Here is a 24,149-nt window from a genome sequence, read left to right as displayed (position 1 = left end):
CGTCTTGCGCGCGGCCTCGGCGATTCGGTCGCATGTGGCCCGCCATGCGAGGCGGCATCGGCGCAGGTGAGAGCGCAGGCCGTAGGCCGATGCCGCCCATTTACCGCCCCTTAGCCATTGTGACGTAGTTTTGATCACGCTCTGGTGCGTTGCCGCCGGGCGGGTTGGTTTGTGGCCAATATTAAAGAATGGCGTGTCGGGGGTGGGAATGTCTGCGCAGCTTGCGCCGCAGTCGCGGCGTGCCAATTTTCTGACCCTGCGATTTCGCGGCAAGATCGTCCTCGGCTTTGCCGTGGTGCTGGCCATCTCCGCCGCCAGCATCGGCTTCTCCTATCTGGGGTTCGAGCGGGTCGCCGCGGCGGTGGCGGCCTATCGCGGCAGCGTTGCGGAAGCCGACACCGCCCGCACCGTCGATCGCGAGCTGGTCTCGTACCAGGCGCTCGCCCGTTATTATGCCCTGACCGGCAAAGCCGAGGACGAGGCGGCGGCCACCGCTGCCCAGCAGGCGCTCCAGGCCGCGATCGACAAATCGATGGCCGCGACCGGCGCCGAGCGGCGTGCGCAGGTCGGCAAGTTGCAGGCGCAGTTTCAGGCCTTCGCCAAGACGTTCTCGAGCATCGTTGCCCTGACCCGCGAGAACGCCAAGCTGGCGACCGACCAGATCGGCATCATCGGCAACAAGATCCGCTTCAAGTTCGATGATCTGGCGGACACTGCCGCGCTCGCCGGCCTGCCGTCGGTGCAGACGACGGCCAAGGACCTCACCGGCCAGTACCTGACCGTGTCCGCGCTGGTCGGGACCTATATCGCCAAGCCGGATGCCAAGACCGCCGACGGCGCCATCGCGCGCACGCGCTTCCTGGAAACCTCGCTGGTGACGATCTATGCCAATGACGAGAAGATCACCCAGCGCGTCGCCGAGCTCGGCGACCTGATCAAGCAGTATCGCGCCGCCTTCATCAAGCTATCGGAGAACATGAAGGCGCTCGGCAAGCTCGAACAGGAAATGGGCCTCGTCGGGACCGAGATCATCGCGCTGTCGAACGGGCTGAAATCCGAGGTCGCCTCCGACCAGCAGCGCATCGAGGCCGCCGCCAACACCACCATCGCGGACATCGAGCGGCTGATCGCGATGCTGGCGATCGGCGGGCTGACGCTCGGCGCCGTGCTGGCGCTGATGCTCGGCAACGGCATTTCCAGGCCGATGATCACGATGTGCAAGGCGATGCGCGAGCTTGCCTCGGGCAATTTCGACGTCCGGCTGCCCGGCCTCGGGCGCGCCGACGAGATCGGCGAGATGGCGGCCGCCGTCGAGGAGTTCAAAGTGCAGGCGGTGGCCAAGGCCGAGCGCGACGCCGCGACGCAGGACGCCCAGAACAAGGCGGCGGGCGCCGCGCGGCGGGCCGAGCTCATCCGCTTCGCCGACGAGTTCGAGACCGCCGTCGGCTCGATCGTGTCCAACGTCTCGACCTCGGCCGAGCACCTCGAGCAGGCGGCCTCGACGCTGACGCGCACCGCCGAGACCACGCAGTCGCTGGCGAGCCGCGTCAGCGGCACCTCCGACCAGGCCACCGGCCGCATCCACTCGGTGGCGAGCGCGACCGACGAGCTGTCGGCCTCGGTCGACGAGATCGGCCGCCAGGTCCGCGAGTCCAGCCGCATCGCGGAATCCGCCGTGGCCCAGGCCGAGGAGACCGACGGGCGCATCGGCAAGCTGTCGCGCGCGGCGCAGGAGATCGGCGACGTCGTCAAGCTGATCACCGCGATCGCCGAGCAGACCAACCTGCTGGCGCTGAACGCGACCATCGAGGCCGCCCGCGCCGGCGATGCCGGCCGCGGCTTTGCGGTGGTGGCTTCCGAGGTCAAGTCGCTGGCGGAGCAGACCGCCAAGGCGACCGACGACATCTCCAACCACATCTCAGGCATGCAGGCGGCGACCCAGGAGTCGGTGACCGCGATCAAGCAGATCGGCGGCACCATCCGCCAGATCTCGACCATCGCCTCGTCGATCGCGACGGCGGTCGAGCAGCAGGGCGGCGCGACCCAGGAGATCGCGAGGAACGTGCAGAGCGTCGCCGCGGGCACGCAGGCCGCCGCCACCGACATCACCCAGGTCAATCGCGGCGCGACCCAGACCGGCGAAGCCTCGGAGGAGGTGCTGCGCTCGGCCCAGTCGCTGTCCTCGGAGAGCGCCCGCCTGCGCGCGGAGCTCAACCGCTTCATGACCAACATCCGCGCGGCGTAAGGTTTCACCACGGCTTGTCCACACTGCATCGGCAGTGAGAGCGGACCTGCTCCCGTCACATTCCGCTGTCGTCCCCGCGCACGCGGGGACCCATACGCCGCAGCAGTCGTGGGACGGGCGGTATCGGTCGCCTGCCCCAATCGTGCAATCCCGCGGTATGGGTCCCAGGTCTGCGCCCGCCGACGCTTCGCGTCAGCGGACTTGCCCGGGACGACAGCATGCCGTGAGGCGCGGCACAGGCCATGCCCGTGGGCACGGCCTGTGCCGTTCCGTACCTTCGCCGAGTTCCCAGCCCTCATTCCGGGAACCCAGCGCTGGCCGAGACGTTGGGTCGCAGCGGCAGGGTTTCGCTGCCGCATTTGCTTCATCCTCTCGGTCGAGCATGCGGTGCGACCCGCGCCGTCGCATTGGGATTCCATGGCACCCCGACAGGCATCCTTTCCGCACCTCCGCGTCATCACGTCAGCGCCGCCATCCAGCGCGCCGCCGGACGACACGGCAGGCCAGGATCGCGTCATCGAAACCAACATCCCCGCCCGGCTCGACGACCTCCGCTGGAGCGCCTTCCACACCCGCGTCGTGCTCGCGCTCGGCATCACCTGGGTGCTCGACGGGCTCGAGGTGACGCTCGCCGGCGCCTTGTCGGGCGCGCTGAAGCAGAGCCCGGCGCTGCACTTCTCCAATCTCGACATCGGGCTTGCCAACAGCGCCTATCTCGCCGGCGCCGTGCTCGGCGCGCTCGGCTTCGGCTGGCTGACCGACCGCATCGGCCGCCGCAAGCTGTTCTTCATCACGCTCGCGCTCTATCTGTCCGCGACCGCCGCCACCGCCTTGTCGTGGAATGTCGCGACCTACGCGCTGTTTCGCTTCCTGACCGGAGCCGGCATCGGCGGCGAGTACACCGCGATCAACTCGACGATCCAGGAGCTGGTGCCGGCGCGCTATCGCGGCTGGACCGATCTCATGATCAACGGCAGCTTCTGGCTGGGCGCCGCGCTCGGCGCCGTCGGCGCCATCGTGCTGCTCGATCCTGATGTCACCGGCCCGGATGTCGGCTGGCGGCTGGCCTACGGCATCGGCGCCTGTCTCGGCCTGGTCGTGCTGATCATGCGCATGTGGATTCCGGAAAGTCCGCGCTGGCTGATGATCCATGGCCATCCGGACCAGGCGCACGACATCGTCGCCGCCATCGAGCGCGACGTCACCGGCCACGACCGCGAGGAGCGCGCCAAATCCCTGCCCAAGATTCGCCTTCGCATGCGCGATCACACGCCGCTCGCCGAGGTCGCGCATACGCTGTTCTCGGTCTATCGCCAGCGCTCGCTGGTCGGCTTGACGCTGATGATCGCGCAGGCGTTCTTCTACAACGCGATCTTCTTCACCTTCGCGCTGGTGCTGACCGATTTCTACGGCATCAAGTCCGATCACGTCGGCTGGTACATCCTGCCCTTCGCGACCGGCAACGTGCTCGGGCCGCTGCTGCTCGGCCGCCTGTTCGACACGCTCGGCCGCCGCGCCATGATCACCTTCACCTACGGCGTCTCCGGCGTGCTGCTCGCGCTCACCGGCTATCTGTTCTCGATCGGCGTGCTGAGCGCCGCGACCCAGACCGCGGCCTGGATGGTGATCTTCTTTTTCGCGTCACCGGCGGCGAGCGCCGCCTATCTCACCGTGTCGGAGAATTTTCCGCTGGAAGTGCGAGCGCTCGCGATCGCGCTGTTCTACGCCATCGGTACCGGGATCGGCGGCGTCGCGGGACCCGCGCTGTTCGGCGCGCTGCTCGACAGCGGCGCGCGCGGCGCGGTGTTCGGCGGCTATCTGTTCGGTGCCGCGCTGATGCTGGTGGCGGCGCTCGTCGCTTGGCGCTATGCCATCGCGGCCGAGCGCAAATCGCTCGAGCAGGTGGCGCGTCCCCTCGCTGTCGTGGAGTAGATGATGATGTCCGACAACTCCGATCTGATCGCTTCTCCTGCGGCGGAGCCCGCCGAGATCGTTCCGACGCCGGTCAGTCTCGTGCCGCATCTTCGCGAGGTGGCGATCCTGCTCGATATCGACGGCACCCTGCTCGATCTTGCGCCGACGCCGCGCGAGGTGTGGGTCCCGCCGGGCCTCGCCGAGGCACTGAACGCGTTGCTGCAACGAACCTCCGGCGCGCTGGCGCTGGTCTCGGGCCGCTCACTCAACGACATCGATCTCATTTTCGCGCCGGAGGTCTACCCCGCCGTCGGCGGCCATGGCGCGGAGATGCGGCTCGGCGGCGGCGGCGAGGCGGATGCGATCAAGGCGCCGCCGCTGGACAAGGAGCTGAAGCGCCGGCTCGCCGCGATCGCCAAGCTCAGCCCCGGCATTCTGCTCGAGGACAAGGGGTACTCGCTAGCGCTGCATTATCGCCTCGCGCCGCAGGCGGAGAAGGCGATCTACGAAGAGGTGTCGCGTATCCGTGCCGACCTGCCGGGAGCGCCGATCGAGGTGCTGCCCGGCAAGTGTGTGTGCGAGATCAAGCATGCCGGCTTCACCAAGGCGAGCGGCGTGCGCGAGCTGATGCGACACGCGCCGTTCCAGGGACGCAAGCCGTTCTTCATAGGCGATGACGTCACAGACGAGACGGTGTTCGCGATCATGCCGGATTTTGCCGGCCTGTCGTTCTCGGTCGGCCGCCGTGCGCTCGGAGTCGACGGACATTTCGACACACCGGACGACGTGCGCGCGTTTCTGGCGCGCCTCGCCGATGGCGGAACTAATTCATCGACCTAGCCGTCCGCGCGGTGGTTCCGTCTCGCCGCGTTGTTAGTTCCATTCGCCATGCATTCGCATGTCGCCTAGGTCGTCCTTGATTAGAAACGTTCTGACTTGATTGACGCTGTGATTACGACGTGTGAACGCCCGAATTTGGTTTCAATTGGTTGAAAGGGTGGCCCGGAACCATATTGATGAACAGCTGTTAACCGACATGACCAACAGGAGGGAGCTGTGAACCTCGTCGTGGTTTCGAATCGGGTGGCCCGTGGCAAAGCCAACGAGCCAATGACCGGCGGACTTGCGGCAGCATTGCTGCCCGTTGTGGAGAAATCGGGGGCAGTATGGGTGGGGTCTTCGGGACGTGTGCGTGACGGCGCGCAGACGGAACCGATTGCGGAGATCGAGCAGATCGGTGAAGGCGCGCTGGCGCTGCTCGATCTGCCAGCCGCGCATTACGCCGGCTACTACGAAGGCTTCGCCAATTCGGCGCTGTGGCCGGCGCTGCATTCACGCAGCGATCTGATCAGCGTCTCGCATGATGATTATCGTTCCTATCGCGAGGTCAACGCCTTCGTGGCGCGCGCGCTGCTCCGGTTCCAGAAGCCGGATACACTGTTCTGGATCCAGGACTATCACTTCCTGTCGCTCGGCGCGGAGTTGCGCACGCTCGGTGTGAAGAGCCCGATCGGTTTCTTCCTGCACACGCCGTGGCCCGCGCGCAGCGTCATCGACAGCGTGCCGAATCACCGCGATCTCGTCACCGCGATGCTTGCCTATGATCTGATCGGCTTCCAGACCGAGGATGATCGCGAGAATTTCACCGCCTGCATCCGCACCGATCTCGGCCTGCAGGTGCGTGACGGCGTGGTCAGGTCGCTGCACGGCCGCACCCGCCTGGCCGTGTTCCCGATCGGCATCGACGCCGACAAGTTCGCGCAGCAGGCGGCGAAGGCGGTGGCGCATCCGGACGTGTCGCGGCTGCGCCGCAGCCTGAACGGCGAGAAGCTCGCCATCGGCGTCGACCGGCTCGACTACTCCAAGGGCCTGGTCAACCGCATCAATGCCTTCGATCGCATGTGGACGATGCACCCGAGCCTGCTGCGCGCCGCGTCGCTGCTGCAGATCGCAACGCCTTCGCGCGAATCGATCGAGGCCTACGGCAATCTGCAGAGCGAGGTCGCGCGCCTGGTCAGCGAGGTCAATGGCCGCCACGGTGAGGTCGACTGGACGCCGATCCGCTACCTCAACAAGGGCTATGGCCAGGGTGTGCTGGCCGGACTCTATCGCAGCGCCCAGGTCGGCGTCGTCACGCCGCTGCACGACGGCATGAACCTGGTGGCGAAGGAGTATGTCGCCGCGCAGAGCCCGGTCGATCCGGGCGTGCTGGTGCTGTCGAAATTCGCCGGCGCCGCCAACGAGCTCGACGCGGCGCTCCTGGTCAATCCGCATGACATCGACGGCATGGCCCGGACGATCGCGACGGCGTTGTCGATGCCGCTCAACGAGCGCCGTATGCGCTACGAGATCATGATGACGAAGCTGCGCCGCCATTCGATCCAGCAATGGTTTGCCGACTTCGTCGAAACCCTGCAGGACGGCGACGCCGCCGAGGTCGAGATCGAACCCCTGCCTGCGGCGCCCGCGGGCTTCCTGGCCGGCCGCATGCTCTCGCCCGGTGCGCGCTATCACTGAATGGCTCGCGCCTCGCCGCCGGTGGCGGCGAGGCTCACAGGCTCAATGGCAGTAGGACACGCCGTCGAGCACGGCGCAGCGCAGCTTGTTCGGCGAGCTCGGATTGTCCATCGGCACCATGCCCTTGCCCTGTCCAACGAACACGCCCGGCCCGACGACCACCGAGGCCCTGTTGCCGATGATGACGGACGGGTGTGGATTCAGGCTGGACCTGGTCCCGTCCGGCCACAGGATCGCGTCGCCCTGCCAGATCCCCTTGCGCCCGTCGTCGCAGGTCACGTCGACCCCCTGTTTGGTGCATTGATCGGCGCGCGCCGCTCCGGCGGCGGCGAGGCTGAACGCCGCGGCCAGCAGGATGGCGAGACAGGCAGGGGAGGATGGCGGCATGGCGAGGTCCCTCATGGGCAGCCGGATCGAGGCCGCAAATCAGTGGTCGTGCCGTCCGCCCGGCCGGTTCACGGTGGGTCCGGCCAGGCGGCGGCGAGGCCAGATCGAGCCCGCAACCAGGGCGGATTGATGATTTTTATCAGCGATTTGGGGGAAATTTGCCGCCGAGGCCCCCGCCCGGCTTGCAAAACGCCGCCGACCCCGCCAAGAGAGGGCCGCCGGAGAGATGGCCGAGTGGCTTAAGGCGCACGCTTGGAAAGCGTGTGTGCGGGAAACCGTACCGTGGGTTCGAATCCCACTCTCTCCGCCAGCTGCACGATTTTCTACGCCAAACTGCGCTATGGCGGGCCTTCGATAGGCGGCGTCCGCTCGTTGCATGGCGGAACTCGAACGTTCGGCTTGGGGCGAGCCAATTCCCGTCCTTTAACGGAAGGCTCAACTTCTCCTCGATCCAGACGGTCTTCCCCCAAGGTCGCCAACGGGATCGGATCATCCCGCACAACCTCATTGGAGTGGACCGAGCAGCCCCGGCCGTTTGGCACACGTCGGCGGGAGAAATCCAGGAGGTGAACTTCGCGATGCTCGCTCAAGCTCAGAGCGGTCTTGGCCGAACCGCGCGGCGTCGATGGGGCGAAAGCTGGCAGAGAGTCATCTTGCAGGTGCCCTTCGGCAGACTGCGCAGGGTTGCGCTCCCGTGGCTCTCCGTTTTTCCATGCCGAGGATGACAGTCTTCAGGATATTTCGCTCACACGACGCATCTTCAGACGTCGAGCACTTCCTGGACTGCCTCAAATATGTCGTCTGCCGTCCCTTCGATCTTGCTATCGGCCCAGGCTTGGTAAGCCTTGGCGTAAACCAACTTTTCGGCCCCTGGATCGCTCGTCGAGATCATCTCATCTCTGGATGCGCTCAGAGCGAGGGCTTTCACCTCCATGGCAATGGCGGTGATGAACCTCACGCGATCTTCGTGCTCGTCGAAAACATTCGCGGTCATGAGCGCTTCTCCGTATGACGGTCGGCTTGGCGGCTCCTGCTCATGCTGCACGCCGAAATGATCGGCGCTGGTCTATTTTTGCAGTTGCGAGCTACGACCGCGGCTCTCTTGCGGTTGTTCCTTCGGCCGCTCGCTCTTGCATGCGAAACAGACCGAACGTGCAACTTGAGTTCCGTTGATGGCCAACCGTTCGTGGACGTGAGGAGTCCTCATCGTACAGAACTCGCAATATGCCTGCGGCAATCGCAACGCAATTTCTCTTGAAGTGTCCACGAATCATCCCCCGTTCCCACAACATTCACTTCCCTCCTCCTTGGGGCGACTTTGAAGACAACCAGCGCGAGGAGTCGTACGCTATCGTACGGACTTTGGACGTGGCGGGCCTGCGGCAGCACGACGTCGAGCGAAACGGCGCGGCGGCCGCCGTGCTTCAGATCCCCGCGCGGATCAGTCCTCGTAGCTGTCGATGACCGCGTCAGCAATCGTACGCTTGGTGACGATGCCGACGATGTCATTCACCCGCGGGCGGGAGCCGCCCTGGAAGACGATGGCGGCACCGGCGCCGTGGCGCTTGAGTCTCGCAAACACCAGGCTCAGGAGGTCCTGATCGCGACAAATGACCATCCGCCGTTCGGCAAAGGTTTCGACAAACAGGTCAGGGTTGGTTTGAGATTCCATCCACAGACCCGAACGCGGCGGAATCAGCCCCACGATCCGGCCATCCCGCTCGACGACGATGGCTCGAGCGTCATCGGTATCTTCCGCGGGCAAGGCTTGCTTCAGCGTTGTGCCGGCCCTGGCTACGATAAAGCGACGCTCCATGATGTCTTGCGCCTGCTTAACCAGGTAAAGATTGATATGCCGCTCCTTGGGGATACGGTGGCCGCGATGACGCAGCTTGACCGTGTAGATCGTCTCATTGACGAGCGCGCGCCTTACGCCGGCAGCCAGCGCCACCGCGACGATCACCGGTACAATGATCGCGTAGTCACGCGTCATCTCGAACACCATGACGATGGCCGTCATCACGCCGCCGGTTCCCGCGCCGACCATGGCCGCCATTCCAACGATAGCGGCCGAGGACGGCGTCAGCCCGGAATGAGGCAAGATCGAACTGGTCCCGGTCGCAAATGCCGCGCCAAGAGTGGCGCCAAGATAGAGCGAGGGAGAGAAGATCCCGCCAGAGGCCCCGCAGCCAAGGCTGACGGTGGTGGCGAGCAGCTTCAGCGCGAATAGCAGCGCAAGAAGACCCGTCGCGGTCATCTTGTGGTCTAGGATGTCCTGAATGACCGAATAGCCAACCCCATCGACGTAGGAATGGCCGAACGCGTGACTGAGTCCCACCATCATCAGGCCGATCACAGCCATGCCCACGATGTTCTGGACGTACTCGTTTCCGGACAGTTTCGGAAATCCATCCTCCATGAAAACGAGCAGCCGAATGAACGACCAGGCTGCTGCGCCGCACAGCACTCCAAGCAGGACGAACGCAACCGCCTCCTGCGGATTGAACGACGCAACCATGGGAAATTGAACGTCCGGCACCGCAAAGGCCGGGTCCGGGCCGATGAGAATTCGCCCGATCGTCGTCGCAGCGCCCGTCGCCACGACGACGGGAAGGAAGGTGCGGTTCGACACTTCCGGCAGGAGAATTTCGAGGGCGAACAGCACACCGCCAAGCGGCGTGTTGAACGTTGCGGCGATGCCCGCGCCGGCGCCCGCGGACAACAGCGTTATCTTCTGCCGCGTGGAGAGTCCGATGAATTGAGAGAAGGCCGAACCAAGCGCCGAGCCGATCTGGATGATCGGCCCCTCGCGCCCGACGGCGGCGCCGCTACCGATCGATATTGCGGAGGCCAGCGCCTTGATCACGGCGACCGTGCCGCGGATATTGCCGCGCTTGTAGAAGATCGCATCCATCACTTCGGGGACGCCGTGTCCCTTTGCTTCGGGAGCAAAGCGCCTCACGAGAAAAACGACAATCAGGCCCCCGACCATCGGGGACAACAGAACGAAGTCGCCAAAGCGGCTGGGACCCTCGCTGATATTGGCGTCGTAAACGAAACTGAGTCTGCCATTGTAAGAGACGTTGTGCACGAAGCCGATCAGGGCGCGGAACACAACTGCGCCTAGTCCAGTCATCACCCCGATAACCAAGGCGAGGCCACAAAGAACGAGCAGGCTCACCCGCCGTTCCTCCAGCAGCGATTTGCGGCCGCCGGCTGCGATCGCTTTGATATTGTCGGAAGTCAGTCCTGTGGGCATCCGGGTCACACGAAATGGCTCAAGGTGGGGATCGCAAGATACGGACTGGTCGGCCATAAAAGCGTTCCGGACGCCGTCCGCACTGGGCAACAGGGACTTGGACGGCTTTGACGCAGAGTGCAGCGTCAGGGCAAGTGCTAATCGATCGCCCTTCTGCTGAACAATGGCCAACTATACTGCGGAAGTTCCAAGGAATCTGTGATGTCACGCCCGATAGCGAGCCTGGCCAGGCCGGGAAGAGCAAACGCTTTGACCACCAAGTTGCGGAATCGTAGCCCGAACTCTGTCTTCGGTGCAAAAGCACCGGCAAAGCGCTCGGCTCCACGCTGCTTGGCATTGATGTAGCTTCGCAACAATGTTTCGTATCTCCGAAATGCGAGTTGATACTGCCCGTCTGCAGCTGCGAGTTCACCGGCAAGGACGTAAGCCGAGATCATTGCCAGCGCCGAGCCCTGCCCGGCCAGCAGCGAGACGCAGAATGCCGCGTCTCCCACCAGCGCGATGCGGCCGTGGGACCAGTTTTGCATCTGGATCTGACTGACGCTGTCGAAATAGAGCGACTCAGTTTGCTCGAGTTCGGCCAGAATCTTGCAGCATTCCCAGCCATCGTGCCGATAGAGGTCGTCGAGGAGCGCCTTCTGGGCATCCATCGTGGTGGGCAACTCCTCTCTCGTCGAAAGGAAAACAAACAGAAACAGCGTGCGATCGTCGCGCAACGTGAAACGACCGAGCATCCGGCCCGGTCGTCCGTACATCAGATAAATATCCTCGTCGCGAGGGCGATAGCCGCGCGCCTCGAACGCCGCGACGGCATAGCCCAGGTGCTTTTCGAACCTGGATTGCGGTCCGAAGGCGAGTGCGCGCGTACGCGAATGCAATCCGTCCGCGCCAATCACGAGATCGAATCGTCGTTCACGCTCGCGCTCGAACCGGACCCGGACGCAATCCGCCTGCTCTTCCAAGGCGACGATCGTATCGCCGAAGATGCTTTCGACCTGTCCCTGTGATCTCTCAAACAGCAGCCGGGAAAGGTCGCTTCGTTGGAGCGTCACATAGCGGCCGGCAGTCAATTCCGAGAATATCGCTGCGCCGAATCCGGCAACGGACCGGCCCCCGCCGTCTACAATGCGCATCTCCCGCATATGATAACCGACGCGATTGATGTCGCCGAGCAGACCCATGCGCTCCGCGAGATCATAGCCAAGCCCCCAAAAGTCGATGACATAGCCACCTTGGCGCAAGGCCGGGGCCCGCTCAACGAGCGTCGGCTCGAAATCGGCCGCCTTCAACCAATATGCGAGCGCAGGCCCCGCGATCCCGGCGCCGGAAATCAAGGCGGTTCTCATGAGGTGGACCAACTTCGCTGATCGAGCGTCCTGTTGCACGTTGGTAACGCATGGACAAATTTTACAGGCTATCAGCAACAGCGCTTATAGGATGCAAAGTGGAATATTCGGTACGCTATCGTACGCAGTACAGCGGAGCTTGGTGTGGTTGGCCGCTCCTAGCTCTGTTCTTCGATGGATCATCGAGATGGAGCAGCAGCGGCGCGCTGGCGGTGTCACTGGCGACCATGCCGCTCGTGTTCTACGACAAGGCGGCGTCTGCCAAAGCGTCGGCGCAGATCGCGTTGCCGCTCAATCTGCTGTCGGCCGTCTGGGCGCCTGTCCTGGCTGCGCTGCTCACCAGCTATGGCGGCAACGCGTCGCCGGGGTGACCTTCGCTTGCTCCTCCGTCGCCCCGCTCATGCTGTTGCTGCTTCGCCGGCGGCGACCGGCGCACGTCATGGCCGGCACGTGGTCCGAGCCCCCTCATCGGTGACGGGACGCAATTCCGAAACAGCGGGGCTCGTGCGGCTCGAATGCTCTAAAACCAGCATTGTGGCGCGTGTCGCGCGCCCTCTCCTGTAGTGCCCTCGCCCAGAAATGCCCCCCGTCATCGCCGATCCCTCCCTCCTGCGCGTCCTGATCGTCCTCGCCGTCACGCAGCTCATCGCCTGGGGCACGCTCAGCCTGCCGGCGGTGATCGGCCGGGCCATGGCGGCGGATCTGGAGATGGAGCTGACGGCGGTCTTCGCCAGCACGACGGTGCTGTACATGTCGATGGGGCTGTGCTCGCCGCTGCTGGCGCGGCCGTTCGTCAAGCATGGCGGCCGGCGGGTGATGATCGCGGGCACCCTGCTGGCGGCGCCCGGCTATGCACTGCTGTCGGCTGCGCAGGGCCCGCTCACTTATTATGCCGCCTGGCTGCTGCTCGGCGTGGCCGGCAGCGCCACGCTCTCGACCGCCTCCTACATCGTGCTCAACGAGATCGCCGGCCTGCGTGCGCGCAGCGCCATCGGGGCGTTGATGCTGGTCACGGGCCTGTCGAGCAGCATCTTCTGGCCGGTCACCTCGGCGCTCTCGGCACATATCGGCTGGCGCAGCACCTGTCTCGTCTATGCCGGCCTGCTGCTCTTGATCTCGCTGCCGCTGTTCGTGTTCCTGCTGCCGCGGCGCGTCCGCGATCATCTGCCGCCGTCCTCGGATGCGGCAGCGTCCGCCCCCGCATCGACGCCGACGCGTAGCACCTTCTATCTGCTGGTCGGCGCCTCCGGCCTCAACGCCTTCGTCGCGTTCGGGATGGGAGCGGTTCTGATCGAACTGCTGAAGGCCGAAGGCCTCTCGGCGGCCGAGGCGGTCGGGTTCGGCTCGATGCTGGGCGTGATCCAGATCAGCGCCCGCGCCATCGATTTTCTCGGCGGCGGCCGCTGGGACGGCATCACCACCGCGATCGTCGCCGGCCTGGCGCTGCCGGTGGCGATGCTGCTGCTGATGCTGAGCGACGGCTCACACGCGGCGATCGGCGGCTTCATCCTGATCTACGGCCTCGGCAGTGGCGCGCTCGCCGTGGCGCGGGCCACCATGCCGCTGGTGTTCTACGACAAGGCGGCGTTCGCCAAGGCGTCCGCCCAGATCGGACTGCCGCTCAACCTGCTATCGGCGGTGTCGGCGCCCATCCTCGTCGAGCTTTTGACCCGCTACGGCAGCAACGCGCCGCTGGCGTTGAGCCTGGCCTGCTCATGCGCGGCCGTGGTCATCCTGCTGCTGCTGCGGCAGCGCCGTCCGATGCGCGCGACGGTCTCGTCCTGAGGCGTTCGACTGAGTCGCCCGTCGGGCCGGACATGGGGTCGCCGGGAGCGTCAGGGCGCGGGGACGGCCCGCATCCGTCCTGCGTCGAAACACGAATTTCGCCGATTGCTTCAATAACATCGGTTCGGTCGCGCCGACCTGCACAAATTTTGATCTTTCGTTTTATCGGAATTCGTGTTCCTCTATGGCTGTCCCGCCTCATCGACGAGGGGCGCTGCGCATCGTCAGGAGCGTTGGGGTGGGATGTGATGGACGGGCAGGCGCCGACTGACGAGCGGCGCCCGCACGGACGGTCAAGTCGCATGGTCCTGGCATCCCGACGCTGATGCCTGCGTGGCGTGCCTTTGGCGCGTCGTCGCAAACGGGGGCAAGAACGCCGGTCCCCGGGGAGAGTGCGAAGCAGCCGTAACACCATTGCGCAGGGAAGGCCGGGCAACCCGGCTGAACCTGTGGTTCCTGCCCCGTGCATTCCTTTCCGCACGGGGGCCGCAGGAATCAGCCGATGCCTGGTCTTCCCTGCGCCCTCGTGAGTCGAGGGGCTTCGCTGCACAAAGCTCGGGCGCCGAACGCGTCGCGACAGCGCGAACCCATGGAACTCGACACCTAACCCACGGGAACTTGGGCCGGGAACCGGCCGGCCTTCGATCATACCTCCAAGTATCGCATGTTAATCCGAGCGATCGCTGCTCGATGTTGTTTTGGTTGTTCTCCAGCGAAAGTTCGCGTGCGCAGAGGTGGTCAGTCCAAAAACTAATTAGTTCGCCGGTGTTCGGGCGGCACGGATAGCAAACCATTAATGTACGGTTGGTATCGTGCATACAGTCCACGCAACGAGAACCAGAAAATGCGACACCTGACTGTCTATCAGCGTCTCGCGGCGATCATCGCCGTGATGTCGATCGCACTGTTCGCCGTCTCCGCCATGCAGATCATGATGCTGCGCGGAACCGTTCTCGAGGAGCGGCAGACCATGGTCCGCAACCTCGTCGAGTCCGCCGTCAAGGTGCTGAGCTATTATGACGCCGCGGCGACCGCCGGCAAGATGGCGCCGGAGCAGGCGCGGCAGCAGGCCTACGCCGCGATCGGCGCGATGCGCTGGGGACAATACAACGACTATCTCGGCGTCTACGGAACAGGATCGTCGGATGCGGGCGTGACCTATGTCCACGCCAACCCGAAATACATCAACGTCAACCGCTGGGACTTCAAGGATTCCACCGGCAAGCTCCTGATCCAGGACATCGTCCGCATGGCGCGCGCCGGCGGCGGCTTCGTCGAGTACAAGGTGCCGCGCGCGGGGGGGACGACCGAGCTGCCGAAGATGTCCTATGTCGGCGCCTATGGCAGCGGCGACAAGATGCTGGCGATCCAGGCCGGCGTGTATGTCGACGACGTCGATGCGGTCGTCTATCAGCGCGCGATGTGGGCCGGCTTCGGCGCGCTTGCCGGTCTGCTGGTTGCCGCGATCGTCGCCTTCTGGCTCGGACGCAGCGTCGTCGTGCCGCTCGACCGCACCTGCGCCGTGATGGACGAGCTGAGCAAGGGCAATCTGAGCTTCGAGGTGCCGTTCACCGATCGCCGGAACGAGATCGGCCGCATGGCGCGCAGCCTGCAGATCTTCAAGGAGCATCTCGCCGAGAGCGAGCGGCTCCGGGCCGAGCAGGAGCAGTCCAAGCAGCAGGCCGCCGAGGAGCGCCGTACGGTGCTGGTGCGGATCGCCGACGAGTTCGAGCGCTCGATCGGGGGCGTGATCCAGACCACCGCGACCGCCGCCGGCGAGCTGCAGACCTCGGCACAGTCGATGTCGAGCATCGTCTCCGGCACCACCGACCAGAGCGCGAAGGTGGCCGCGGCCGCGGAGCAGACCGCCAGGAACGTGCAGACGGTGTCGGCCTCCGCCGAGCAACTGTCGTCATCGATCCAGGAGATCGCCAAGCAGGTTACGCAGTCGTCGTCGATCGCCCAGAACGCGGTCGGGCAGGCGACGCGGACGGAGGCGATGGTCGACCGGCTGGTCCACGCCTCGCAGAAGATCGGCGAGGTCATGGCGCTGATCCAGACCATCGCCGGCCAGACCAACCTGCTGGCGCTGAACGCCACCATCGAATCGGCGCGTGCCGGCGAGGCCGGCAAGGGCTTCGCGGTGGTCGCCAACGAGGTCAAGGCGCTGTCGGCGCAGACCGCCAAGGCGACCGAGGAGATCACCAGCCAGATCGAAGCCATCCGCGACGCCACCGGCTCCACCGTCAACGCCATCCGCGAGATCGGCGCGACCATCGGCCAGATGAACGAGATCACCGACGCGATCGCGGCCGCGGTTGAGGAGCAGGGCGCGGCGACGAAGGAAATCGCCCGCAGCGTGCAGCAGGCGGCGCAGGGCACCCAGGGGGTCATGCAGCACATCGTCGGCGTGCGCGAGGCATCCGGCCAGGTCGGCGCCGCGGCGGCGCAGGTGCTGAGCGCAGCCTCCCAGCTCGGCAGTCAGTCGGATCAGCTCAAGACCCAGACCGGACGATTCCTCGGCAACGTCCGCGCGGCGTGACGCCGGCGGCGGATGGTGACAGCTCACCCTCCGCCGATCGCCACGAGACGGTCGAGCAGTGTGGCCTGGGCCGGATTGATCCGGACCCTCGCCTCGGCGAGGTCGAACCAGGCGGCGCGGTCGACCTCGGGAAAACGCTGGAGACGGCCGCTGCGCGGCGGCCATTCGAGCTCGAATGCGTTGCTGGTGATGCCGCCGGCATCGAGATCGGTCTCGGCGGCGAATGCCTCGACCACCTTGCCGCCGCGCTGCTTGATCTCGCCGAGCGGGACGAGCGGCACCGTCAGCGCGGTGCCAAGCTCCTCGGCGAATTCGCGCCGCGCCACGGCTTCGGCCGCCTCGCCGGCGCCGAATTCGCCCTTCGGGATCGACCAGGCGCCGAGATCCTTGTGGCGCCAGAACGGGCCGCCAGGATGCACCAGCAGTACTTCCAATCCGTCGGCGGTCCTGCGAAACGCGAGCACGCCCGCGCTGCGCGCCGGCATGCCGCTACGCCTCGCCGGTGCGCTGGATGAGGTCGCGCTCCCAGCCGAACACCGAGCGGCCGTCGAGCTCGGGCGAGGCGGCGCGCTCGGTGGCGATGTAGGCCTCGAGCGAGGGGCCGGTCGCGCTGCGCTCAAGCCGGCGCGCCTGGTCGTCGAGCCGCTTCAGCGCCGACAGCGCCTCGTCGCGGCCGAGCCTGGCGTTGCCGACGGCGGATTTGAGCACGCGGATGGTCTCGTCATAGACCTTGATCGGCACCGGATAGGGATGCCGGTCCTTGCCGCCATGCGCCAGCGAGAACCGCGCCGGATCGCTGAATCGATAGGGCGCGCCATGCACGACCTCGGCGACCATGGCGAGCGAGCGCACGGTGCGGGCGCCGACGCCCGGCGTCAGCAGCAGGTCGGGAAAGTCGACCGGACCGCGCTCGGCTGCGGCCGCGAGCGTGCCGTGCAGCCGGCGGGCGAACACATCCTTCGGCCTGACGTCGTGATGCGCAGGCATGACCAGATGCGGCAGCAGGCCTTGGGCGAGCTCCGGCGTGCTCAGCCGCTCGAACTCGGTGACGACCCGGTCGGGGCCGAGATCGGTGAGCAGCTCGAGCTGCGCGTCGCGCGACGGCGCGGCGCGCTTGTCGGTGAGGTTGACGATCTCGCCCTGGACGGGACCATCGATGGCGCTGTGCGGCGCGTCGACGAAGCTCGCAAGCTCGCGCGAGTGCCAGTGATAGCGCCGCGCTTGGCGGGTGTCGCCATTCATGCCCTGCTGCACCACGGTCCATTTGCCGTCCGCGGTGACGAAGAAGCCGTGCAGATAGAGGTCGAAGCCGTCCTGCACCGCGGCGCTGTCGACCTTGGCGACCAGCTTGCTGGTGCGCACCAGCTCCTCGCCGTCGAGGCCGAGCCGGTCGCTGAGCAGGCGCAGCTCGTCGGGCGTCTTGCGCGAGTGCTCGCCGCGGCCGCCGCAGACGTAGATGCCGAGCTCGCCGGACAGCGGCTTCAGCCCGCGCTTCAGCGCGCCGATGACGCTGGTGGTGATGCCGGAGGAATGCCAGTCCATGCCCATCACGGCGCCGAACGACTGGAACCAGAACGGATGCGACATCCGCGCCAGGAATTCGTCGCGGCCGTAATGATGCACGATGGCCTGGGTGATGATGGCGCCGAGCGAGGCCATGCGCGTGCCGAGCCAGGCCGGCACGCGCCCGGAATGGAGCGGAAGATCGGCGCTGCCGGTACGTCGGGCCATCGGAGCCTTGCAGAGGAGGCGTGTCGCGCCAATCTAACAGAAGGCGCAATACGAGGCGACCGCTGCGATGGAGGCCGGGCTTCGCTATCCGGTCTGCCCGAGATGACCGATCCAGTTCCTGAACAGCGTTTGTGCGGCGCTTTGGGCGGCGAGGTCGGGCCGCAGCGTCAACCCCGGGAGCTCGGCCGCCAGCGTCGGGTCGCGCCTTTCCTTGGCCCGCCACTCGAACGCGCCGAGCACCGCCTCGCTCTCGGCGCTGAAGTAGGATTTCGGCAGCCGCGGATAGTCGTCGCGCTGACCGGCGAGAAACCGCGCGATGTCGCGCATGTATTCGCGCTGTAGGGAGAGCGCGTCATATTCGGGATGGCCCTGGAAGAACACGAACCGGCTTGGCATCGAGCGCGCGAAGATGTCGACGCCGACCTCGTCAGACCGGGTCAGGATGTCGTAGCCGCGCTCCGCCAGCAGCGGCTCGTTGACGGCGTTGAGGCGGGAGTGCGGCACCTGGAGCGGCAAATGGATGCCGTGCGTGAGCCAGTCGTCCTGGACCTTCTCGCAGTCGAAGATGCCGGAGCATTTGCTCGCCAGCCGCTGCCGCTCGATGTCGTCGAGATGCAGCACGGCCGCGTGGGCCGCGAGACAGGACCAGATCGTCGAGCGGGTGTTGGTTCTGGCCCAGTCGATGACCGAGGTGAGGTCCGACCAATAAGGCTCGTCGCGCAAGGCCGCCGCGACGGGCTCGGCGCCGGTCACGATCAGGCCGTCGATGCCGAGCCGGTCGAGCGACCCGATGTCGGCGTAGGACTGGGCGACGTGGTGCCTCGCCGCCTGCGAGCGCATGATGGAGGGCAGCGAGAAGCAGTGCAGGCGGATGCGGACGTGCCGCGGCGCGCACTGTTGCAGCAGGCGGGCGATCTGGAGATCGGTCGCCTTCAAGGCGCTGTCCGGCATGTTGTTGACGAGGCCGATCGACAGCTCGACCGGGCGCCGTCCGCTGTCATCGAATTCGGCGGGCGCGAGGGCAGGGCTCGCGATCCTGCGATGTCGGTCGAACAGCAGGGTCATCGGCTGATCGCTCTACTCCGCCGCATCCAATTGACGCGGGCGAGGGCAGGCCTGGGCGAGCGCCTGGTCGAGATCCTCGATGATGTCGCTGACATGCTCGATGCCGATCGACAGCCGGATCGTCTCGGGAAGGACGCCCGCCTTGCGCTGGTCGTCCGGCGGCATCTGCCGATGCGTGGTCGATGCGGGATGGCAGGCCAGCGACTTCGCATCGCCGATATTGACCAGCCGCGTGACCAGCTTCAGGGCGTCGTAGAACGCCTTGCCGGCCTCCATGCCGCCGTTGATCCCGAACGTGAACAGCGACGACGCGCGACCGTCGAGATATTTCTGGACCAGCGGGTAATAGCGGCTGTCGGCGAAGCCCGCGTAGTTGACCCATGCCACGCGCGGATCGTTGCGGAGGAATTCGGCGACCTTGCGCGCATTCTCGACGTGACGCTCCATGCGCAGCGCGACGGTCTCGATGCCCTGCAGCAGCAGGAAGGCATTGAACGGCGACAGCACCGCGCCCATTGTGCGCTGATAGACGCTGCGCGCGCGCTGGATATAGGCGCTGCGGCCGAAATGATCAGTGTAGACCATTCCGTGATAGGACGCGTCGGGCTGCGTGAAGGCGGGAAAGCGGTCGGCGTGATCCTTCCAGGGAAAGTTGCCGCTGTCGACCAGCATGCCGCCCAGGGTCGTGCCGTGACCGCCGAGAAACTTGGTCAGCGAATGCACCGCGATGTCGGCGCCGTAGTCGAACGGCCGCAGCAGGATCGGCGTTGCGACGGTGTTGTCGACGATCAGTGGCACGCCGTTGCGATGTGCGACCTTCGCCAACGCTTCGATGTCGCAGACATTGCCGGCGGGGTTGCCGATCGTTTCGGCAAACACGGCCTTGGTGTTGTCATCGATGAGACGCTCGATGGCGTCGGGCGCATCGCTGTCGGCAAAGCGTCCAGTGATGCCCTGGCGCGGCAGGATGTGACCGAGCAGCGTGTGCGTGGTGCCGTAGAGCTGCGGCACCGAGACGATGTTGCCGCCGCCATCGGCGAGGTTGACGAATGCAAAGTGGAGCGCCGCCTGTCCGGTGCCGACGGCGAGCGCGCCGACGCCGCCCTCGAGCTCGCTGACGCGCTTCTCGAGCACCGCCGTGGTCGGATTGGAGATCCGGCTGTAGCGATAGCCCTCGGCTTCGAGATTGAACAGCGCGGCGCCGTGGTCGGCGCTGTCGAAGGCGTAGGCGGCGGTCTGATAGATCGGAACCGCGACGGCCTTGGTGGTCGCCTCCGGCTCATAGCCTGCGTGGATTGCAATCGTCTCGTTGCGCATCGGCGATCTCCGCGCTCGCTTCGATCAATGCGGCGAGCTGCTCGTATTCGGCGAGTGGTGCCGTTGTAGGAGCGCAGGCGTAAAGCGGGCAATAATTCGCGACAACAACGACGAAATAACCCTAACGAGATGTGGCCGAAGAACTTCGAATTAGCGCATAGAAGAAACCTGCAGGAACGACCGGATTTGCCACCCGACCAGATCCAGTGCGGCCTTGGCCTGCGGCAGGATCGCACCGAGCGCGTGGAAATTGTGGACCATGCCGTCGTGACAGACATGCGCGACCGTGACGCCGGCTTCCGCGAGCCGTGCCGCGTAGGCGTTGCCCTCGTCACGCATCGGATCGAACTCTGCGGTGTGGATCACGGCGGGCGGAAGCCCGGCCAGCGTCTCGCGGCACAGCGGCGATATCAGTGGATGCGCGACATCGGTCTTGCCGTCCAGATAGTCGCCGAGGTCGGCCTGCCAGGTCGCCCTGTTGATCAGGTAGCCGGTGCCGAACAGCTCGCGCGACGGCCAGGGGCTGGAAAAATCGAGCACCGGGCAGATCAGGCACTGCAGCGCGATTCTGAGAGGGCTGTCGCCGGCGGCCTGCTGACAAACGGCGGCCGCGAGCGTGGCGCCCGCGGAATCGCCGCCGAGCACAATGCGATTGCCGTCGATGCCGAGTGCGGCCGCGTGATCGATCGCGAAGTGAACGGCAGCGATCGCATCCTCGATCGCTGCCGGGAACGGGTGCTCGGGCGCGAGGCGGTAGTCGATCGAGAGCAGCCGGCAGCGCGAGGCGGCGGCAAGCGCAGCGGCGACCTTGTCGTGTGTGTCGATGCTGCCCGCCACGAGACCGCCGCCATGAAAGTATACGAAGCCAGGCGGCATCCCGAGATCGTCCGGGCCCGCTGCCGGCGTGTACAGGCGGTAGCGAAGCTGCCCGGAGGGACCGGAGAAATCGCCATCCCGCGTGATGACGGCGCCGCAGTCGTTCCGCGCGAACTGCATCAGCTTGGCCAGCGACTGCCGGCGTTGCCCGACACTCGGATGCTGCCGGCTTTCCGGCATAGCGGCAGCTACCATCGAAAGCAGGCGCTGGGCGCGAGGGTCGAGCGGCATGACAGCTCCAGTTAACCAAGGCAGCGACCATTGTGCCCATCAGCAGTGAATCGATCATGAGCGGCAGGCCGCGGCGGGGAAATCCTTAAAATCTTCAAGCCAGAAGTGCAGATACGATCGATGCCGAACGGGAGCGCCGCCATGACCCACATCGTCAAGCCTGTCAGCTACTCGCAGACCTGGACCTTCTTCGACGGCGAATGGCGCGAGGGCAATGCGCCGATCATGGGCGTGCGGACCCACGCGACCTGGCTCGCATCGACCGTGTTCGACGGGGCGCGCGCGTTCGAAGGCGTGACGCCCGATCTCGATCGGCACTGCGCGCGTGTGAATCAGTCCGCGATCAATTTCCGGCTCAAACCCGTGGCGGACGTCGAGACCTGGATGGGGCTGGCGCGGGAAGGGATCGCGCGGTTCGGAGCGGGAGCCGAGCTCTACATCCGCCCGATGTACTGGGCGCAGCATGGCGCCGGCGGCGGTGTCCTGTTCGATCCCGACACCACCAATTGGTGCCTGTGCATCTATGAGGCGCCGATGCCGCAGCCGACGGGCAACGCCATCACGCTGTCGCAGTTCCGAAGGCCGACGGCCGAATGCGCGCCGGTCGACGCTAAGGCGGCCTGCCTCTATCCGAACAATTCGCGCGCGCTGATCGAAGCGGCCTCGCGCGGCTTCAACAACTGCCTGATGCTGGATCTGCTCGGCAACGTCGCGGAGTTCGGCAATGCCAACGTGTTCATGGTCAAGGACGGCGTTGTCTTCACGCCGGTGCCGAACGGAACCTTCCTCAACGGGATCACGCGACAGCGCGTGATCGAATTGCTGCGAGGCGATGGTGTGAGTGTGGTCGAGACGACGCTCCGATATGACGATTTCCTGAACGCCGACGAGATCTTCTCGTCGGGCAACTTCGCCAAGGTCGCGCCGGTGATCCGCATCGACGACCGGACGCTGCCAATCGGTCCCGTCTTCAGCCGCGCACGCAGGCTGTACTGGGACTATGCCCACCGGGTCAGGGCCGCGGCATAGGTCAGGACCCATAGACGGGAAGTTCGGTATCGCTGAGCTCGCCGAGCCGCCCCGGCTCCGGTCCCTTGATGTATTTGCGGCCGCGGCGTTCGGTGTAGACGCCGTAGAGCCCGGCAATCGGCCCGTCGGCGTCGACGACGACGGACACGCGTCCGCGCGGCAGCAGGAAACGGCCCACGGCGCCGGCGCAGGCAACATAGTCGGAGGTGCCGCGGCAGTAGATCAGCTGCATTGCCGGCAATGCGAACCGTCCTTGCCGGACCCGGAGCTGCTGCAACACCAACGGAACCGGGCCATGCTTCGACCGGACCACGATGCTGAGGCAGCCATAGCGTGCGTGGCGGATCAGCAGGTCGGCCTCGCTGGGCGGAAGTCCATCGAGCGCCTGGGCGTCAGCGGCGACCTGCTCCACTTGCGCGCCGCGGCCGGCAAATGACATGGCGGGCACTGAAAAGAACAAGCCGTGACAATAGGGACGAAAGCCCTGCGCCTCGATGATCGGCCATGTCTGGCGCGCGGCGCTGATGTTGATGTAGGTCACCTCAGGCAAACGCTGTGCGATCCGGGTCAGCATCGTCGCATAGTTGCGAAACGACGGCTCGACATACCAGCTCGACAGGTTGCACCAGATCTGCGGCTGCGCGGGTGTGCCCCGGTTGCTGTAGATCAGCAACAACACGCCGACGGCCGCGCCGTCGTTCTCGAGCAGATAGCCATAGCGGGGATAGCCTTCGGGCGCCGGACGCGTCGTCTGTCGGTGCAGGCCCGTGGCCCAATACGCGCGGGACCGCCGCGGAAATCCGCGCGTGAGCAGATCGGCGACCGCGTCGAGATCGGGCTCCCCGATCTCCCGGCAGCGGATCAGCGGCTTGCGCGCGGTCATGAGATTGCCTGCCGATCTCCCGACGATGGCGGTAGGACGTCAGCCGACGACGTCGGGCTGACGCTCCACCAGCAGCGCGTCGCGCACGCGCGACGGCCAGCGCGTCGGATCGATGCCGTGCGTGTGGAACAGCGCGACCGCGAGGCGGTCCATGCCGAAGGCCACGCAACCGGTGTGCGCCGGCGCGCCGTCGGCGTCGTCGATGCCCCAGGTCGTGCCGAAATGCTCGCGGTGATAGTTGAAGCTCATGCAGGCGGTCGGCTGCTCTTCCGATCGCAACGGCACCAGGAGCTCGAATTTCAGCGCCTGCTGCTTCTGGCTGACCGCCTTCATCTGGCCGACGCGACCGAAGAACGGGTCGCTGGCGTGATCGACGCGGAACGACAGCCCGAGATCGTGGGCGATCGTTTGCGCCTTCACCATCCAACGGTCGCGGAATGCCGAGACGTCGTCGGGTGTGCCGATGCAGACATATTCGCGCATACGGAACGACTGCAGGCGGTCGAGATGCCGCGACGGCTCGCGGCGGAAGCAATCGGCCGCGACGTCGAAGCGTAGGCCGCCGACCGGCAGTGCACCACGGCTCGCCGCGATCGGATACACCGGATAGCAGGCTGCGGGCGACAGCACGAGGTCGGCCGGCGACAACGAGGTGGTCCAGTCGCCGCCCTTGTCGAAACGTGCCACGGCTTCGTGGATGTCCCGCTCGGTGCCGTGCAGGCCACAGACGCAGCCGAGCAGATTTGGAAAGCTCTTGAGATAGCCGGACTTCTCAAGCTGCGTCCGGCTCATGACCGGCGGGAAGCGCATGACCTCCGTGCCGGGCTCACGATGCCGCGTGATGAGCGTCGTGAGCCGCTCCACAACACCTTCATACAGCGCGGTCCGTGCATAGACGCCATCCGCGCCCATGCGGTGGAACAGGGCGTCGGTCAGATGATCGAGCGCGTCGGCCGGCTGGGGCGCAATCTCGGGCGACTGCGGGAGAACGGGAATCGTCATTGTGCAAATCCTGGGTGGAG

At 65.8% G+C, this 24,149-nt stretch carries 18 protein-coding genes, 1 tRNA gene and 1 pseudogene; 9 read left to right on the top strand and 11 right to left on the bottom strand.

What is annotated here, in order from left to right; translation table 11 throughout:
- Window positions 1-208 precede the first annotated feature (208 nt).
- From ACQR1H_RS25840 to ACQR1H_RS25825, 4 genes are all read left to right on the top strand, one after another.
- A complete protein-coding gene (locus ACQR1H_RS25840) occupies window positions 209-2,245 on the top strand; it encodes a methyl-accepting chemotaxis protein (RefSeq protein ID WP_434908395.1) in 2,037 nt (678 codons plus the stop codon).
- Between the two features lie 417 nt (window positions 2,246-2,662).
- Complete coding sequence (locus ACQR1H_RS25835; protein ID WP_434908394.1) at window positions 2,663-4,177, top strand: MFS transporter; 1,515 nt, start codon at window positions 2,663-2,665, stop codon at window positions 4,175-4,177.
- Complete coding sequence (otsB, locus tag ACQR1H_RS25830) at window positions 4,178-4,999, top strand: trehalose-phosphatase (protein WP_434908393.1); 822 nt, start codon at window positions 4,178-4,180, stop codon at window positions 4,997-4,999.
- Between the two features lie 216 nt (window positions 5,000-5,215).
- Complete coding sequence (locus ACQR1H_RS25825; RefSeq protein WP_434838191.1) at window positions 5,216-6,676, top strand: trehalose-6-phosphate synthase; 1,461 nt, start codon at window positions 5,216-5,218, stop codon at window positions 6,674-6,676.
- A 42-nt stretch (window positions 6,677-6,718) separates the two neighbouring features.
- On the opposite strand, the gene ACQR1H_RS25820 is transcribed toward ACQR1H_RS25825, so the two are convergent.
- On the bottom strand, window positions 6,719-7,063 hold the full coding sequence (locus tag ACQR1H_RS25820) for a hypothetical protein (RefSeq protein WP_434908392.1): 345 nt from the start codon (window positions 7,061-7,063) through the stop codon (window positions 6,719-6,721).
- A gap of 220 nt (window positions 7,064-7,283) precedes the next feature.
- Here ACQR1H_RS25820 and ACQR1H_RS25815 point away from each other — a divergent pair.
- Window positions 7,284-7,373, top strand: a tRNA-Ser gene (locus ACQR1H_RS25815).
- A 450-nt stretch (window positions 7,374-7,823) separates the two neighbouring features.
- Here ACQR1H_RS25815 and ACQR1H_RS25810 read toward each other — a convergent pair.
- The 3 genes from ACQR1H_RS25810 to ACQR1H_RS25800 all read right to left on the bottom strand — a co-directional run bounded on the left by ACQR1H_RS25810 (window position 7,824) and on the right by ACQR1H_RS25800 (window position 11,656).
- Window positions 7,824-8,057: a hypothetical protein gene (locus ACQR1H_RS25810; RefSeq protein ID WP_316238044.1), complete on the bottom strand. Its 234-nt coding sequence runs from the start codon at window positions 8,055-8,057 to the stop codon at window positions 7,824-7,826.
- A 447-nt stretch (window positions 8,058-8,504) separates the two neighbouring features.
- Complete coding sequence (locus ACQR1H_RS25805; RefSeq protein ID WP_316179320.1) at window positions 8,505-10,379, bottom strand: chloride channel protein; 1,875 nt, start codon at window positions 10,377-10,379, stop codon at window positions 8,505-8,507.
- A gap of 80 nt (window positions 10,380-10,459) precedes the next feature.
- Entirely contained in the window at window positions 10,460-11,656 is a 1,197-nt protein-coding gene (locus tag ACQR1H_RS25800; protein WP_316179322.1) for an FAD-binding domain, read from the bottom strand.
- A 209-nt stretch (window positions 11,657-11,865) separates the two neighbouring features.
- Here ACQR1H_RS25800 and ACQR1H_RS25795 point away from each other — a divergent pair.
- From ACQR1H_RS25795 to ACQR1H_RS25785, 3 genes and pseudogenes are all read left to right on the top strand, one after another.
- Window positions 11,866-12,143 (top strand): annotated as a pseudogene (locus ACQR1H_RS25795) (MFS transporter); the annotation flags it as partial.
- A 104-nt stretch (window positions 12,144-12,247) separates the two neighbouring features.
- The gene (locus ACQR1H_RS25790) at window positions 12,248-13,453 is read left to right on the top strand and encodes an MFS transporter (protein ID WP_434908391.1); all 1,206 of its coding nucleotides are present in this window, start codon (window positions 12,248-12,250) and stop codon (window positions 13,451-13,453) included.
- A gap of 844 nt (window positions 13,454-14,297) precedes the next feature.
- Window positions 14,298-15,995, top strand: coding sequence for a methyl-accepting chemotaxis protein (locus ACQR1H_RS25785; RefSeq protein ID WP_315801701.1), 1,698 nt, complete (start codon window positions 14,298-14,300; stop codon window positions 15,993-15,995).
- Window positions 15,996-16,018: 23 nt separating this feature from the next.
- Here the strand turns inward: ACQR1H_RS25785 and ACQR1H_RS25780 are convergent, their stop codons facing one another.
- The 5 genes from ACQR1H_RS25780 to ACQR1H_RS25760 form a co-directional block, all read right to left on the bottom strand.
- The gene (locus ACQR1H_RS25780) at window positions 16,019-16,480 is read right to left on the bottom strand and encodes an NUDIX domain-containing protein (protein WP_315801700.1); all 462 of its coding nucleotides are present in this window, start codon (window positions 16,478-16,480) and stop codon (window positions 16,019-16,021) included.
- Window positions 16,481-16,484: 4 nt separating this feature from the next.
- Window positions 16,485-17,726, bottom strand: coding sequence for a DUF763 domain-containing protein (locus tag ACQR1H_RS25775; protein WP_434908390.1), 1,242 nt, complete (start codon window positions 17,724-17,726; stop codon window positions 16,485-16,487).
- A gap of 84 nt (window positions 17,727-17,810) precedes the next feature.
- Complete coding sequence (gene metA / locus ACQR1H_RS25770; RefSeq protein ID WP_434908389.1) at window positions 17,811-18,791, bottom strand: homoserine O-succinyltransferase MetA; 981 nt, start codon at window positions 18,789-18,791, stop codon at window positions 17,811-17,813.
- Between the two features lie 12 nt (window positions 18,792-18,803).
- Window positions 18,804-20,108: an O-acetylhomoserine aminocarboxypropyltransferase/cysteine synthase family protein gene (locus ACQR1H_RS25765; protein WP_434838176.1), complete on the bottom strand. Its 1,305-nt coding sequence runs from the start codon at window positions 20,106-20,108 to the stop codon at window positions 18,804-18,806.
- 150 nt (window positions 20,109-20,258) lie between these two features.
- The gene (locus ACQR1H_RS25760) at window positions 20,259-21,215 is read right to left on the bottom strand and encodes an alpha/beta hydrolase (RefSeq protein WP_434908388.1); all 957 of its coding nucleotides are present in this window, start codon (window positions 21,213-21,215) and stop codon (window positions 20,259-20,261) included.
- 141 nt (window positions 21,216-21,356) lie between these two features.
- Between ACQR1H_RS25760 and ACQR1H_RS25755 the strand changes: the two genes are divergently transcribed.
- Window positions 21,357-22,244, top strand: a complete 888-nt coding sequence (locus ACQR1H_RS25755; RefSeq protein WP_434908387.1) for a branched-chain amino acid aminotransferase — start codon at window positions 21,357-21,359, stop codon at window positions 22,242-22,244.
- Window position 22,245: 1 nt separating this feature from the next.
- Here ACQR1H_RS25755 and ACQR1H_RS25750 read toward each other — a convergent pair whose 3' ends face one another.
- Window positions 22,246-23,127 (bottom strand): acyl-CoA acyltransferase, encoded by an 882-nt coding sequence (locus ACQR1H_RS25750; protein ID WP_316179337.1) that lies wholly within the window; start codon window positions 23,125-23,127, stop codon window positions 22,246-22,248.
- Window positions 23,128-23,166: 39 nt separating this feature from the next.
- On the bottom strand, window positions 23,167-24,129 hold the full coding sequence (locus ACQR1H_RS25745; RefSeq protein ID WP_316179339.1) for an amino acid--[acyl-carrier-protein] ligase: 963 nt from the start codon (window positions 24,127-24,129) through the stop codon (window positions 23,167-23,169).
- Window positions 24,130-24,149: the final 20 nt, after the last annotated feature.

Source organism: Bradyrhizobium sp. HKCCYLRH2015, assembly GCF_051168215.1.
Lineage (GTDB): Bacteria > Pseudomonadota > Alphaproteobacteria > Rhizobiales > Xanthobacteraceae > Bradyrhizobium.
Note: the sequence above shows the minus strand (reverse complement) of the source record. Positions and strands in the feature narration are given on the sequence as shown.